Origin of the sequence: Pseudooceanicola aquaeponti (assembly GCF_050897975.1) — a bacterium.
In the GTDB taxonomy this organism is placed as follows: domain Bacteria; phylum Pseudomonadota; class Alphaproteobacteria; order Rhodobacterales; family Rhodobacteraceae; genus Pseudooceanicola.
This window is the reverse complement of sequence record NZ_JBPAXY010000005.1, coordinates 168032-182038: the sequence shown is the minus strand read 5'-3', so window position 1 is coordinate 182038 and position 14007 is coordinate 168032. Positions and strand designations below refer to the sequence as shown.

At 66.5% G+C, this 14007-nt stretch carries 15 protein-coding genes; 3 read left to right on the top strand and 12 right to left on the bottom strand.

What is annotated here, in order from left to right:
• Nucleotides 1-35: 35 nt before the first annotated feature.
• The 9 genes from ACRARE_RS13355 to ACRARE_RS13315 are packed head-to-tail and all read right to left on the bottom strand — an operon-like array spanning nt 36 to nt 11550.
• Nucleotides 36-956, bottom strand: a complete 921-nt coding sequence (locus tag ACRARE_RS13355) for a peptidoglycan-binding domain-containing protein (protein WP_432656942.1) — start codon at nt 954-956, stop codon at nt 36-38.
• The gene (locus tag ACRARE_RS13350; RefSeq protein WP_432656941.1) at nt 953-2317 is read right to left on the bottom strand and encodes a DUF3131 domain-containing protein; all 1365 of its coding nucleotides are present in this window, start codon (nt 2315-2317) and stop codon (nt 953-955) included. Before ACRARE_RS13350 ends, ACRARE_RS13355 begins: the two co-directional genes overlap by 4 nt.
• Nucleotides 2314-4173 (bottom strand): glycosyltransferase family 2 protein, encoded by a 1860-nt coding sequence (locus ACRARE_RS13345; RefSeq protein ID WP_432656940.1) that lies wholly within the window; start codon nt 4171-4173, stop codon nt 2314-2316. The genes ACRARE_RS13350 and ACRARE_RS13345 overlap by 4 nt, the downstream gene beginning before the upstream one ends.
• Before the next feature lie 3 nt (nt 4174-4176).
• The gene (locus ACRARE_RS13340) at nt 4177-5334 is read right to left on the bottom strand and encodes an acyltransferase (RefSeq protein WP_432656939.1); all 1158 of its coding nucleotides are present in this window, start codon (nt 5332-5334) and stop codon (nt 4177-4179) included.
• Nucleotides 5334-7034, bottom strand: coding sequence for a DUF3131 domain-containing protein (locus ACRARE_RS13335; RefSeq protein WP_432656938.1), 1701 nt, complete (start codon nt 7032-7034; stop codon nt 5334-5336). Before ACRARE_RS13335 ends, ACRARE_RS13340 begins: the two co-directional genes overlap by 1 nt.
• Complete coding sequence (locus ACRARE_RS13330; RefSeq protein ID WP_432656937.1) at nt 7025-9562, bottom strand: hybrid sensor histidine kinase/response regulator; 2538 nt, start codon at nt 9560-9562, stop codon at nt 7025-7027. Before ACRARE_RS13330 ends, ACRARE_RS13335 begins: the two co-directional genes overlap by 10 nt.
• A gap of 8 nt (nt 9563-9570) precedes the next feature.
• Nucleotides 9571-10002, bottom strand: coding sequence for an ATP-binding protein (locus tag ACRARE_RS13325; protein WP_432657244.1), 432 nt, complete (start codon nt 10000-10002; stop codon nt 9571-9573).
• Between the two features lie 8 nt (nt 10003-10010).
• Entirely contained in the window at nt 10011-10358 is a 348-nt protein-coding gene (locus ACRARE_RS13320; protein WP_432656936.1) for an STAS domain-containing protein, read from the bottom strand.
• A 1-nt stretch (nt 10359) separates the two neighbouring features.
• Nucleotides 10360-11550, bottom strand: a complete 1191-nt coding sequence (locus tag ACRARE_RS13315; protein ID WP_432656935.1) for a PP2C family protein-serine/threonine phosphatase — start codon at nt 11548-11550, stop codon at nt 10360-10362.
• Nucleotides 11551-11741: 191 nt separating this feature from the next.
• Here ACRARE_RS13315 and ACRARE_RS13310 point away from each other — a divergent pair, with 191 nt between their 5' ends.
• From ACRARE_RS13310 to ACRARE_RS13300, 3 genes are read left to right on the top strand one after another with little or no spacing between them, the layout of a single operon-like run.
• Nucleotides 11742-12218 (top strand): lysozyme, encoded by a 477-nt coding sequence (locus ACRARE_RS13310; RefSeq protein ID WP_432656934.1) that lies wholly within the window; start codon nt 11742-11744, stop codon nt 12216-12218.
• Nucleotides 12215-12475, top strand: coding sequence for a hypothetical protein (locus tag ACRARE_RS13305; protein ID WP_432656933.1), 261 nt, complete (start codon nt 12215-12217; stop codon nt 12473-12475). Before ACRARE_RS13310 ends, ACRARE_RS13305 begins: the two co-directional genes overlap by 4 nt.
• The gene (locus ACRARE_RS13300) at nt 12472-12639 is read left to right on the top strand and encodes a hypothetical protein (RefSeq protein ID WP_432656932.1); all 168 of its coding nucleotides are present in this window, start codon (nt 12472-12474) and stop codon (nt 12637-12639) included. The genes ACRARE_RS13305 and ACRARE_RS13300 overlap by 4 nt, the downstream gene beginning before the upstream one ends.
• Before the next feature lie 3 nt (nt 12640-12642).
• Here the strand turns inward: ACRARE_RS13300 and ACRARE_RS13295 are convergent, their stop codons facing one another.
• The 3 genes from ACRARE_RS13295 to ACRARE_RS13285 all read right to left on the bottom strand — a co-directional run bounded on the left by ACRARE_RS13295 (nt 12643) and on the right by ACRARE_RS13285 (nt 13746).
• Complete coding sequence (locus ACRARE_RS13295) at nt 12643-12963, bottom strand: hypothetical protein (RefSeq protein WP_432656931.1); 321 nt, start codon at nt 12961-12963, stop codon at nt 12643-12645.
• Between the two features lie 143 nt (nt 12964-13106).
• Entirely contained in the window at nt 13107-13502 is a 396-nt protein-coding gene (locus ACRARE_RS13290; RefSeq protein ID WP_432656930.1) for a type II toxin-antitoxin system HicB family antitoxin, read from the bottom strand.
• A 55-nt stretch (nt 13503-13557) separates the two neighbouring features.
• A complete protein-coding gene (locus ACRARE_RS13285; RefSeq protein WP_432656929.1) occupies nt 13558-13746 on the bottom strand; it encodes a type II toxin-antitoxin system HicA family toxin in 189 nt (62 codons plus the stop codon).
• Between the last annotated feature and the right edge of the window lie 261 nt (nt 13747-14007).

The following is a 14007-nucleotide window of genomic DNA, read 5'->3' as shown; positions in this document are numbered from 1 at the left end:
CTCGGGGCCTTTGCCCCTGCGGGGCAGGGGTGGACCTACTCCGCTGCATCCTCTGCCGGGGCTTCGCACAGCAGCCGGTCAAGGGCGGCGATGGCCTGGGCCACGTCTAGCCCGGCGGCCTCGGCGCCCAGGGCGCGGACCAGCGCCTGGCGGGTCATCGGCCCCATCATCCCATCCGCCGGGCCTGGGCCGAAATCGCCCTCTTGCAACAGCCGTTGCAGCGTCATCACCGGAGAGCTGCCGCCATCCACCGCCGACAGTCCGCATTGGCCCGAGGGCAGCAGGTTGGGCCCCAGGCGGCCGGTGTCCTGCGGCGGCGGGGCCACCGGATCGGCGGCGCCGAACGCCAGGGGGCGGTCGTCCTCGGGCGCGGCGGGGATGATCGCCGAGGCGGTTCCGGCGTCGGGATTGCGCTGTGCCCCCAGTGCGGCGGCGGCGGCCAGGCCCGCGGCGGGGTTCTCGGCGCGGTCGTTGTCGCGATAAAGGCCGGTGCCGGGCGGCAGGCCGGTCGCCGGGCGCAGGCTTTCCGGCGCGGCGAAGTCCGCCGCCGTGATCGCCTCGCCCAGAAGGCAGCGGCCCAGCACCTGGGCCGTGCGCGAGGCCGCGACCGGCGCCAGCCCGTCAAAGCTTTCGGCGCAGGTGCCCGCCGCGGCGTCGCAGGTCAGGAAGACCTGCCAGTCGGGCCGGGCGCTGCCGTCGCTCAGCTCGGCGGTCAGATCCATGAAAAGCCGGTAGGTGAACCCCGCGACGCGCCCCTCTTGCCAGAGGCCGGGATAGCGAGCCGAGGGCACATCGGCAAAGCGCCGTTCCACATCCTCGGCGCCGGGCAGGGGGCGGTCGAAGGCCGGGCCGACGCAGGGCTGGGCCAGCAGCGGGGCGGGCAGCAGGGTCAGAGCGGCAAAGAGGATCGCGCCTGCGCGGGAACGGGGGCGGGGGGACAGACCAGAGGCGCTCATTCAGGGTCCCGCATCAGGGGGCCGGTGGCCTTGAACGACAGCGCTGCCAGCACCACCGCATTGGTGTTGGTGGTGGTCGAGGTGTTCACCGCGCCGGTCTGTTCATAGATCCCTTCGGGCCAGCCCTTGGCCGGATCCGCCGTCGCGGCCAGCTCGGCCACCAGCGCCGCGGTATAGTCGGTGCCGAAAAGGGCGTCCCAGCCGAAGGCGGCCTTGGTCGCTACGGTGCGTTTGCTGTCGATCCGCTCGCCCTGAAAGGTCAGCACGGCCCAGGGCGCGCCCCCGCCCCAGACGGTGGAATAGGCGAAATAGGGGGGCGCGTTCAGGTGGCTTTCGGTGACGGCGGTGAACTGGCCGGTCTCGGCATGGCGCGCCTCCTGGGCCAGGTAGATGGCCGTGGCGAAACGGTGCGAGCGGGCATCAAAGCCGAATTCCAGCCCGTCGAAAAGATAGGGTTCGCTGACCACGAAGGCCGGGGTGACATTGCGGTGCATCCGCGTGTCCACCGGGATGGGCTGGCCGTTGACCTCTTGCACCATCAGGTTGGGGCGCACGTCATAGGCGCGGTAGGTGTCGAAGCCGAAGAGCATCATCCCCTTGGCGGCATATTGTTCATAGCCGACGCGGCCTTCCTGGTTGGGGCGCGGCGCGCCCTCGACCACGTTCATCCCCATCAATTCGCCGTCCGCGACCATCTGGTCCAGGGCCCAGCTGTCCACCAGGGCCTCGACCCGGGGGGCCAGTTCGGGGTGGTTGCGTTCCACCAGCCCCAGGGTGGCCACCACCCGCGCGATGTCCAGCGCCGACCAGCCCAGGCCCAGCTCGACCGGCTCGTTGGCATAGTTCACCAGCTCCAGCGAGCGGGCGTGATAGGCCTTGTTGGGCAGGGTGTCGTCAAAGAGCCGCAGCGCGGCCAGGCTGTCGAGGACGCGGGTGATGCGACCGCGCGCCTCTTCCGGGGTGATCAGCGCCAGCCGTTCGGCCGACAGGATTGCCACCAGGTAGGAACCGGTCTCCCACATGGTGGTCGAGGGGTAGTTGTCGACCGAGTTGACCAGGCCCGTGGCCTCGTTGGTGTTGTTCTGGAAATAGGTCCAGGCGATGCGGGCATAGCCCAGATCGGTGTCGGACAGGGGCGCGGGCTGGCGCAGGGGCAGCGGATCAAGGGTTTCGAAGGGCAACATCGGATCCTCGGGCGCAGGGGCCAGGGCGGCCTGGGACGCGGCGGGGGTGGCAGCGGCGACGGCGGCGGGTGGCTCGCCGATCTTCTCCAGCTTCAGCACCAGCAGCAGGCCGCAGACCAGGGCCACGAGAAAGACGATGTGACCGCGCGCGCGGGTCAGGTTCTGGCGGAAGCTCACGTCGGGGTCTCCTCGGCGGTCATCAGGGGGGGCTGGTCGGTGTCGGCGGCGGTTTCGGGCGGCTGCCACAGGGCGGCGGCGATCATGCCCCACATGGCGACGCAGTTGTTCAGCCCCCACAGGCAGTTGGTGACGACCCCGGTCAGGCTGTGCGGGGTGCTGCCCAGCCACAGGGCACCGGCGCCCCAAAGCCCGCCCAGGGCGGTCAGGATCAGCACCGCCATCTGCGGTTTTACCAGCCGCAGGAAGGTATCGGCGTTGCGGTCCTTCGGCGTCACGGTGAAGGAAATCTTCTCGCCCCGCAGCACTGTCCAGATCGCCTTCAGCCCCAGGGGGAAGAAGGACAGGTAACTGGCCTTGGCCGCATAGCCCGCGATGCCCCAGGTGCCCACCATCATGGCCAGTTCCAGCGACACCAGGAAGGGGATCACATGGGCGAAGAAGTCGTTGGAATAGGCCGAGACGGGGGCGATGCCGGTGAAGAGGTAGACGATGGGCGCAAAGAGGAAGACCACGTTCCAGATCGAGCCGAGGTAGCTGTAGAAGGTGGCCCCGTACATCATCCGCTGGGCGAAGGTCAGGCCCTTTCGGAACAGCGGGTTGTCGTGGATCAGGATGTCCAGGCTGCCGCCGGCGTATTTGTAGCGCTGGATGGTCCAGGTCAGCAGGTCCTGCGGCGACAGCATCTTGCTTTCGACATAGGGGTGCTGAAAGGACTTCCAGCCGCGCTCGCGGTCGGAATGAAGCACGATCGAGGTATAGATGTCTTCCGAGACGTGGAACTTGTAGGGGGTCAGCACCTCTTCGGTGACGGCGGCGGTGCGCAGCGCCTCCATCAGCTCGGGCGAGACGCGGTTTTCGCGGCTTTCCAGGGTGATCTCTTCCTCGGCGGCGATGACCCGGCGTTCGACGCTTTCGCCGAACTTGCGCAGCGCCGCTTCCATCACCGCCTCGCGCCGGTGGATCGAGCCCGCGCCGCAGCAGAAGGAGGCATTGGCCGGGTTCCGGCGCCGCTGGATGATGTCGTAGAACATCTTGGGATCGTTGACGAAGGGATCCTCGCCCAGGCGGATCTCGCCCAGAACCCCTTCGACGGCGCGTCCCGTCAGGCGGCCCAGAAGACCCAGGCGGCGGCCAAGCGCGGCGTGCAGCCTCTCACCCTCGGGCAGGTCGTAGAACCATTGCGGGGTCTGCACCCAGGCCATCTTGGGGTCGCGGAAATAGCCCAGGGTGCGGGCCAGCAGCGTGGGGAAGGGGCGGGTGTCGGCGTCGCAGATGACGATCAGGTCTCCGCTCGTCTGCTCCATCGCGTTGCGCAGGTTGCCGGCCTTGAAACCCTCGTTGGTCTCGCGGGTGATATAGCCCACCCCCTCGTCCTCGGCCACGGCGCGCATCGCCGGGCGTTTGCCGTCGTCCAGCACGTGGATCTTGACGGTGATCGGGTGGGGATAGTCCATCGCCTTGGCGTCATGGATGCCCAGGCGCACCAGCTCGGGTTCCTCGTTGTAGGTGGCGAAGAGGATGTCGATGGCCAGGGGCCGGTCGCCTTCGGGCGAGGTCGGGTCGATGTCCGAGACCCGCGCGGGCGGCTCTGCGATCTTGATCGGCTGGTCCTGCCACAGGTTGTAGACGAAGAGGATCAGCCCCAGGTAGGCGAAGGTTTCGGCCAGCACCAGCGGCAGGGCGAACCACATCGCATCGGGGTTCAGCGAGGCCGTCCAGCGCCACCAGATGTACCAGGCGCCCACCACCAGCGCGAGGGTGGCCAGGAACTGCCACAGCATTTCGCGGGCGGGCGAATAGGGCAGCGGCTCGGGCGGGCGCCGGTCTTCGAAGGCGCGGAAATAGTCATCCATGGCTCAGCCCTTCGTCTGCGCGGCAGCGCCCTTGCGGGCCCATTTCCAGGGGGCGGGACCCAGGCCGATGGTCCAGGCCAGGACGCGCAGCTTTTCAAACCCCATGGCCAGGGCGAAGGCGCAGGGCAGGGCCACCGCATAGCGCAGCAGCACCAGCAGCGCGGGCGTCAGCAGATCGGCCAGGCCTGTCTTGGCCACGGCGATGTCGAACAGGTCGATCACCGCCGGGTGCACCAGGTAGACCCCGAAGGTGTATTTCGCCAGCTGCGACCAGCGCGGCGACCAGTCGGCGAATTGCCCGCCCATGAAGAGGGCGAACATGAAGATCGGCATCAGGAAATGGCCGTAGTAGTCCCAGCCGCTGCGGACCCCCCAATGGCCCTCGAACAGCGCGGTGCCGAAGAAGGGCAGAGTGGCCAGATAGGCCATCGAGGCGAAGTAAAGCGCGCCGCGCCGGATCAGCTTGGACTCGCCGCGGGGGATGCCGTCGCTCCACAGCGAGTAGAGGGCGAAGGCGGCGAAGCCATAGCCCACATAGCCCCAGACCTTGGTGATGCGCACCAGGTAGTCGCGGGCGAGCGGCGAGATATCCAGCGACCACAGCCAGCCCTGCACATGGTCCATCGCGCCCAGGGTGGCAAACAGCAGCAGACCCATCAGCGGATAGCGCCAGGCCAGGCGCATTACCGGGAAGAACAGGAAGATGGCAAAAAGCGTGGGCAGAAAGTGCATGTGATACTGCGACTTGCCCAGCAGGAAGTAAGAGACCCAGACGCTGGTCTGGCTCAGCTGGCCCAGATACCAGTCCTCGTAGTGAAAGGCATAGGCCTTCACGAGGCGGAAGAGGGCATAGAAGATCGTCCAGAAGACGAAGGGCACCAGCAGCCGTTCCGCCTGGGTGGCGATGGCCTGACGGTAGGGCGGGCGGTTCCGGTCCACCCGCATGGCCATCAGGAAGAGCGAGAAGAAGAAGAACATCTCCGAGCCCGAGAACTCGCCCAGCGAACGCAGCAGAACCGGCACGGTGCGTTCGGCGACGGTGGCATCGGGGAAGGGCTGGCCGGAAAAGTCGGTGGTGGAATGGATCAGCACCACGCCCATGGCGGCGCAGACGCGGTTGGCGTCGAACCAGACAAGTCTGGGTTTACCGGCAGCGCTCATCACTGGCCCCAGGGCACGCGGCAGGCCTGCGGCAGGATCTGGCGCGGCTCGGGCTTGGCGAAGGTCTGTTCGGTGGTCGAACATTCCGTCGCGCCCAGCCCGTAGGGGCCATCCACGGGGCGGCAGAACAGGAAGTCGGTGGCGGCAACCGCCGGGCGGGGCCGGGGCAGGTCGGCGCAGGTGCAGCACTCGATCTCTTGCACCATCTTCTCGGGCAGGCACTTGTTGGCGCGGATGTCGGTCCCGGCCCAGGCGGTATCCCAGTAGCTGGTGTTGTCATTGGCATATTGCAGCACCGGCCCCTGCGCCTTGTAGAGCAGCGCCGCCAGGATGATGCCGTTGTTGTTGGCGGTTTGCAGCGGGATGAAGCCGTTGCCGTTCTCGTAGAGCCCTTCGTAGAAGCCGCCCTCGGCCTCGGACAGATCGGCCACGGTTTCGAACAGAAGGTCGGTATAGTCGTCTTCCCACAGGGCCCACATGCCGATGGCGGCCTTGGCGGCGACGGCGGCGCGGTCGGGCTGATAGGTGTCGGATGGATCCAGGGTGTTCCAGGCGTAGCCGTCGGCAAAGATGCTGTCGTAGACGAAGTAGGGCTTGCCATCCACCTGGTGCTCGGACCGCGCGGTGATCACGCCGGTGGCCTCGAAGCGGCGCTTTTGCACCTCGAAGATGCGATGGGCGAACTCGGCGCGCCAGCCGTGGCTGGCATTGCCCGGCCCGGCGGGATCGGCCACCGGCAGGTCCCAGCCCAGCTCGATGCCGTCCAGCAGATAGCTTTCGGTCAGCACGTAGTTCTGGTTGTGGAAGACCCGCGGATCGCGGCCGTCATAGGGAATGTCGATGTCGTAGATGCGGGTGTAGGCCATCGGCTGCGGATCCAGCGCGGCGGTCACGTCGAACCCCCACAGGGCAAAGCCCTTGGCGGCGTATTCCTCGTAGCCAAGGCGCCCCTCTTGCACATAGCGGGTTTCGCCGTCGCCCCGCACCAGCGAGCCGAAGAGGCGGCCGTCGTCATTGACGATATTGCAGAAGTTCCAGCGCATCGGCACGTTGTCCACGCCATTGGCCAGGTAGGGATAGCGTTCCTTCAGGATGCGCAGCCACACCAGCATCCGGCCCATGTCCAGCACCGAATAGCCCACTTCGCCCGGCTGGTTGGCATAGTTCACCTTCTCGCCGGTCTGGGTGTTGTAGACCTTGTTGGGCGCCTCGCCCCGGAACAGGTCGAGGTTGCGCAGGGTGCGGATCAGCTTGGTCGCGCGGGTGTCGAAGGTGCGCTTGTCGATGATGCCGAGCTCATAGGCCGAGACCAGCCCCGAGATATAGGACGCGGTGTCCCACAGCGTGGTCGACGGGTAAGAGCCGACGGCATTCACCAGCCCGGTGTCGGGCTGATAGCGTTCGACGAAATAGGACCAGGCGGTGCGCGCCATCTCCATCTCGCGATCCGTCAGCGGGCCGTGGCGGCCAAAGGGGCGCGGGTGCGTCTCGACCGGGGCCGGGGCGGCGGTGTCTGCGGGGGGCGGAGCGATCAGCGGCGCCAGGCTTTGCGGCAGCGGGCCGGTGGTGGCGGCGCTGCCCTCCTGGGCGCGGGCCTGGGGCGCCAGGGCCGACAGGGCCAGGGTGGCCACGGTCAGGGCCGGGGCCAGGGCAGAGAAGGACCGCAGGGTCGGGCGCGCGGGGAGACGCGTCAGGCGCATTTCGGGTTCCTTTTCTCTTCGGCCAGATCGGCCACGTCGTCGCGCATGAAGCGCACCTGATCCAACAGGTTCTGCACCAGTTCCGGCGCATCGTTGCGCGCGTCGGGCAGGGATTCCAGCAACCGGCAATGGTTGGTCATCTTGCCACAGCCCAGGGTCGCCGCGATGCCGACCAGGGAATGAAAGCTGCGGTAGAGCACGGTACGGTCCGCCTCTTCGACGGGGGCGGCGATCTGCTCTTCCAGGGCGGTGATGTGGCGCGACAGGTCGGACACCGTGGCCTTCAGGATCCCCTTGGTGGTGTCGGCGCCGAAATCGCGGCGCATCTCGACCAGCTTTTCGGTCAGCGCCTCGGCATCGCAGAACTCCGAGGCGGCGGTTGGGCGCATCAGGCTCAGCGCCGCGGTGGTCACCTCTTCCTTGCCGTCTTCGCTCATCTCGACCTCTACCTCGACTGCGGGCTCTGCGCCGTTCTTCTGCTGCGCGAACAGCTTCCAGCGATCCAGCGCCCGTTCCAGTTCGGGTTTCAGGATCGGCTTGGTCAAGACTTCGTTGAACCCGGCCTTCAGGTAAAAGGCGACCTGGTCGTCCCCTGCGTGCGCAGTCAGCGCCAGGATCGGAATACGGCTGGTGTCGGTGCCCAATGCGCGGATCTGCTGCATCGCGGTCGGCCCGTCCATGACCGGCATCGAGACATCCATCAGCACCAGGTCATAGTCGAACTTCTGCACCGCCTCGACGGCCTCGGCGCCGTTGACCACAAGGTCCACGTTCTGCCCCAGCCGTTCCAGCATCGAACGGGCGACCAGCTGATTGGTGCTGTTGTCCTCGGCCACCAGGATCCGCAAGTGCGGCAGGTCGCAGACATCCTCGTCGGCCCCGTCGCTGCCGCGTTCCAGGGCGTTCTCGGCCGGTTTCACCGGCAGGTCCAGCCAGAAGGTCGAGCCCTGACCCTCGGTGCTGTCAAAGCCCATGTCGCCGCCCATCAGTTCCGCCAGGCTTTGGCTGATCGACAGGCCCAGCCCGGTGCCCATGCGGCGGTTGTTGCCCGAGGCGCCCAGCTGTTCGAAGCGTCCGAAGACGCGGGAATGGTATTCCTCGGGGATGCCCGCGCCGGTGTCCTCGACCCGGAAGCGCAGGCGCAGCGGCGCGCCCGGGGCGCCGGGCAGGGCGCTGATATAAAGCATGACATGGCCGGTCTCGGTGAACTTGATCGCATTGCTGACCAGGTTCGCCAGGATCTGCCGGATGCGCCCGCTGTCGGCGCGGATCCAGGGCGGAATGCCCGCGTCGATGCGGCTGTCCAGGGTGATGCGCTTTTCCAGGGCGCGTTGCGCGTAAAGGTGGATCACCGACCGCACCATGCCGTTCAGCTCGAAGGATTCCTCTTCGATCTGCATCCGGCCCGCCTCGATCTTCGAGGCATCCAGGATGTCGTTCAGGATCACCAGAAGCGAGTTGGCCGAGTTGCGCGCGATCTGCACCTGTTCGCGCTGCGCGGCGTCCAGCTGGGTTTCGTTCAGCGCGCCCAGCATCCCCAGCACACCATTCATCGGGGTGCGCAGCTCGTGGCTGATCACCGCCAGGAATTCGGATTTCGAGGCATTGGCGTGTTCGGCGGCGGCCACCGCATCATGCAGGGCCTCTTCGCGTTTCACATCCTCGGTCACGTCGCGGATCACCGCCGACAGGGTCTCGGGTTCGCCATCGGAATCATGGGCGATTTCCAGTTCCACCTGGGCGTGGATCTGGTCGCCATTGGCGCGGATCAGGCGCAGGGACAGGCGGGTGTGATTGGGATCATCCGCCGTGCCCGCGGCCCGCATCCGGGCCAGCGCATCGCGGTAGATGGGCAGGTCTTCGGGCAGGACCAGGGTCGACAGCGACACCGGCCCCTCTTCGGGGGCGCGGCCGGTCAGGGTGTAGAAACTGTCGGACCAGGTGATCTTGCCGTCCTTCAGCGTCTTGCGCATCCAGCTCAGGTCGGCGACGCGCAGGGCGGCGGCCAGGTTGTTCTCGCTCTTGCGCAGGTCGGACTGACGGCCCAGCTCTTCGGTGACGTCGCGGATGGTCGAGATCATGTAGAGGGGGCGGCCCTCGCGGTCGGCCTTCAGCTCGGACAGGGCCGAGACATCCATGACGCGCCCGTCGCGGCTGCGCACCCGGTAGACGATCTCGCGCCGCGCCGGTTTGCCGGTCTTGGCCGAGATCTTCAGCGCGCGTTCCTCGCTGGCCACCACCCGGTCGACATATTCCGGCAGCAGCATTCCGGTGAACTGCGAACCGCTCATGCGGCCGCCGGGCTCCAGCCCCATGAGGCGGGCGTATTCATCGCTCCATTCCACCTCGTCGCGGACGAAGTCCCAGCGGACGGTGCCGATATGGGCGATGCGCTGTGCCTCTTGCAGGTCATGGGCCAGCTGTTCGACCCGCCGACCGCGCGCCCGGTAGGCGTAGCCCTGAAGGACCAGCGCCAGGATCGCCAGCAGCACCGACAGAGCGGCGATCGGATATCCGGGTTCGATCATCAGGCTTATCATGCAGAGACATCCGGGGTGAAGATCAGGACCAGGCGGTTGTGCCCGGCGGCGGGTTCGAAGGACAGGTCATCAGTGCAATGGCGGATCAGCGACAGGCCCCGGCCGCTTTCGGCCATCAGGTCGATCGCTTCGGGGGCCACCACGTCCGCATAAAGATCGTCGGGCCCCTGATCGCCCGCGTCAATGATCTCGACCACGACGCCGCGCGGCTGATGCGACAGGGTCACTTCGATCGGCGGCAGGGCGGCCAGGTCGGTGGCCTCCGCCCCGGCGGCCACGCCATAGCGCACCGCATTGGTCAGCGCCTCGGCCATGGCGATCTCGAAGGCCGCCAGCTTGACCTCGGACAGGGCGGGGCGCGCCGCGTCGATCAGGGCGGCGACCATCGCATCGACCTCGGACAGCTCCGGGCGCATCTGACGCGACATCTGCGACACTAGGCGTTTTCCTTCAGTGCCCGCAGCGCCGCCTCGGCGCTGTCATGGCTTGTAAAGACGCGGTCCATGCGGGTGATGCGGAACATCTGGCGGACGTTGTCGGTCAGGCCCGACACGACGATCTCACCCCGGTGGCCGATCCGCTTCAGCAGGCCGACCAGGGCACCGATGCCCGAGGAATCGATGAAGTCGACCTTGCCCAGGTCGATCACCAGCCGGCTGGCGCCGCCCTCGATCAGGGCCAGCACCTCATCCTTGAAGGTGGTGGCATTGGCGGCGGTCAGCCGGTCGGTGCCGGGATCGACGACCCCCAGGCCGTCGACGGCGTCGGCATGAAACTTGATCATGTTATCGGGTCCTTTCGCAAACGAGAATGGTCAGGTCGTCTTCCAGGGCGCGCCCGCTGCGCCAGCGGGTCAGGGCCTCGACCATGTGACCGGGAATGTCACCGGGGGTGGCGGCGGCTGCGACCAGCACATCGCGGAAACGCTCTTCGCCGAAGGGCTCGCCGGTCAGGCTTTCGGCCTCGGTGGCGCCGTCCGAGAAGACGACAAGGGATTCGCCCGCCATCAGGCAGTCGCAGCGGTTCTCGAAGCTGGCCTGGTCGAGCAGGGCGACGGGAAAGCCGCCGTCGCCGATCATCCGGGTGGCACCGTCGCGGGTCACCGCCATGGGCGAGGGGGCGCCGGCCTGACAGTAGTGCAGGCTGCCGCTGGTCTGGTCCAGGATGCCGCAGAACATGGTGAAATATTCGGTGCTGTCCTGGCGGAAGAAGCGTTCGTTCAGGGCCGTCACCAGGGCGGCGGGATCGGGCTTGCCCGCCTCGTCGAAGGCGCGGCGGCGGAAATATTCCGCCGTCAGCAGATGGCCCAGGGCCACCGACAGCAATGAGGCATGGACGCCGTGGCCCGCCACGTCGATGGAATAGAACCCGGTATAGCCCGGCGCCACCTGGTAATAGGCGAACATGTCGCCCGACAGGATGTTCGAGGGGCGGAAGGCGGAATGGAAGGTGCAATCGGCCAACTGCGCCCGGGGCGCGGGCAGCATCCGGCGCTGTGCCGAGGCGGCGGCGCGTAGATCGGCCTCGATCTGTTCCTTGGCCTCGGCCAGCACGCGGTTGCGTTCCGCCAGCAGCATCTCGTGGCGCAGCAGTCGGTCGGCCGAGCGGATGCGCGCGGTCAGGCTGGCGCGGTCCAGCGGCTTGGCCATGAAGTCGTCCACCCCGGCCTCCAGGGCGCGCAGGCGCTCGCTGGTCTGGCTCTGGCTGGTGACCATGATGATGTGCACGTAATGCTCGGTCTTGTCGGCGCGCACGTGACGGGCCAGCTCGTGGCCGTCCAGGGCCGGCATGTCGAGGTCGCACAGCAGGATTCGCGCCCCCAGCTCGCGCACCAGTTCCAGCGCGCGGGCCCCGTCGTCGGCCTCATAGGGGTCATAACCCAGCGAACGCAGCAGCGCGGAGGCATGGGCGCGTTGCAGCGCATCATCATCGGCCACGACCACTTTCAGCGGCGGAACGAGGATCGTATCGGTCATGGTCAATGGCATTCTGCTCACTGGCCTCACTCTCGGGCGGATCTGGCGGCACGGGGGGCCGCAAGGGGGCGCACTAAACTCCGGGTCACTATCCCGTCAGAAGATGGCGATTTTTGGACCCGCGCGCCGTGGAAATCGGCCCATTCGAGGGCAATTTGGGCGAAAAAAGATAAGTCTTGAAAGTGCCTTAAGTGCGCCTGCGTATGGATTTCGGTCCTGCGGCCTCGGTGCGGCGGGCTCGGGCCAGGGCGCGGGCCTGGCCGCTTTTCGGCGCGGAGCAGGCCGGGGGCAATGTCGGAATCGCGACCATCTGCACCGGCCATACGGAGGGGGTGGCCCTGGGCGACACGGCCACGGCCGAGGACTGCCGCGAGATGTTCCTGGCCGAGGTGATGGCCTTCGAGACCCGGATCCGCCCCTGCCTGCCCGAGGTGCTGCCGGACCAGAGCCGCGCCGCCTTCGTCTCGGCGGCCTACAACATCGGGGCAGGGGCCTTCTGCGGCTCTTCCATGTCCCGGCGCGCCCTGGCGGGCGACCTGGCCGGGGCCTGCGACGCGCTGCTGATGTGGAACAAGGCCCGGGTGCAGGGGGTGCTACGTCCGGTGACCGGCCTGACCCGTCGCCGCCAGGCAGAACGGGCGCTCTGCCGCGAAGGGCTGGGCGCATGATCCGCTTTCTTCTGCCCTATGCGGCCGGGGGCGCCCTGGTGGCCTGCCTCGGCGCGGCCGGGCTCGCCTGGCACCTGGCGGGCGAGGTGGCCCGCCTTCAGGCCCGGGCGCAGACCCTCGACACAATGCTGACCGGCTGCAACGGCCGGGTGGCGGACCTTCACCAGGACAAGGAGCGCGACCATGCGCTGGACAGCATTCCCGATTCCGATCTCGGCCGTTCTGTGCCTGACCGCTGGCGCCTGCCTGCGGAGTGACCCCGCCCCGCTGCCGCCGCCCCCCCGGCCCGGCCTTCTGCGATGTCGAGGAAATGCGGATCTTCAGCCAGGCCGAGATCGACTGGCGGGCGGCCCATGCGCCCTGGAACCTGCGGCGGGATCTGAAAACCAATGCGACCTGGGAGGCCGAATGCCCCGGCTAAGAGTCAGGGGGCTGTCTCTTCGATGTTCAGGCACCCAACCTCCCAGAGATTGCTGCCCAAATCTATAAGCTGATCGGAGTCACCAAGCACTTCGCATCTGAAACTGCGGGTGCTCATTTTGGCGCTTAGAAGTAGTTTCCCTGGTCCCGCTAGTTCGGAATGAATGCGTAGTGCTTGGCCGAATTCTGCTGAGAAGAAAATGGTGCCGATCGGTGAGCCTTGCGCGTCAGCTTCCACATGCAGTCGGAAGCTGCCGGGAATCTCCGTTGTCTCTTTTCTCACTCTTCTTTCAATAGCCACGTCGCCTAGAAAATCTTTGATCATGCATAGTAAGTCCTATGTGGGTAACGTCGCGGCGTGAGGTCGAAAAAGTCCGTGGCGGCTTGATGGTGAGGGGCGAGATTTAATCGTGCGAAAATGACGTGCGGTATGGCTCGTTGCTGAGAGCAACGAGCCATACGAAACGCCTATGCCCCGACCAGCTCACGCCGCGCCGCGGAGGCCAGGAAGGAAGACCGGGTCATCTTCCGCGCTTTCGCCAATTCGTCGATCGCGCGCAGCAGGCCGCGATCGAGGGTGATGTTGACCCGCTCCGTCGCGGTGTCGGCGGGGATGTAGGGCACCGGCATCAGGGACGCACCTGCTGCGAGCTCTTCGGCGACCTCGGGCCGCTGCCGGATCTCGTCAAGAGAGGCACCCTCCACATCGGGCTGGTCTTCGAACCAAAGATCGAGTGCCTGGGTCGCCGCAGCGGGGATTTCGTCCCAGCTATCAGCGGCGGCAAAGGCGCCTGGAAGGTCGGGGAAGGACAGGCCGTAGGCGCTGCCTTCGTCGTGATGCACAAGCGCGATGTAGTATCGCATGGGGTTTCTCCAACTCAATTCAAACAAGGGTAGAGAGGCGGCGGGGAAGACCGGGCTACAATAGCCCGGCCTGTCTGTAGATGCTCCTTACCGTTCCGAGTGGCAGGTCTTTCTTCGGGTGGGGGAGGATCAAGATCTTGTCCCCTTTCCGTAGTTTGTGGTGGGAACCTCTTATCGAGACCACCTCGAAACCTTCCTTCTTCAGAACTTTGAGGAGCTTATTTGAGTTTGTTTCAAGCTCCATCGCCTCTCCTTTTTGTGTATATAAATACACAAAATTGGAGGTCGCGCAAGTGGCTTTGTGTACTATAGTGTGTAGCGCCCCTGCGGCCGTCTTTGGTCGCGTGGCCTGATGTGGAACGAGGCCCGGGCCGGGGCGCGCGTGGTCGTTTCCCGTCAGCCACACGTTATGCGATGTTCCCGAGCGGGAACATATGGCCAAAATACCGCACTGACCGCTTAGATGTTCCCGAGCGGGAACATTCCGCCTTGTGCCGCTCCGAAA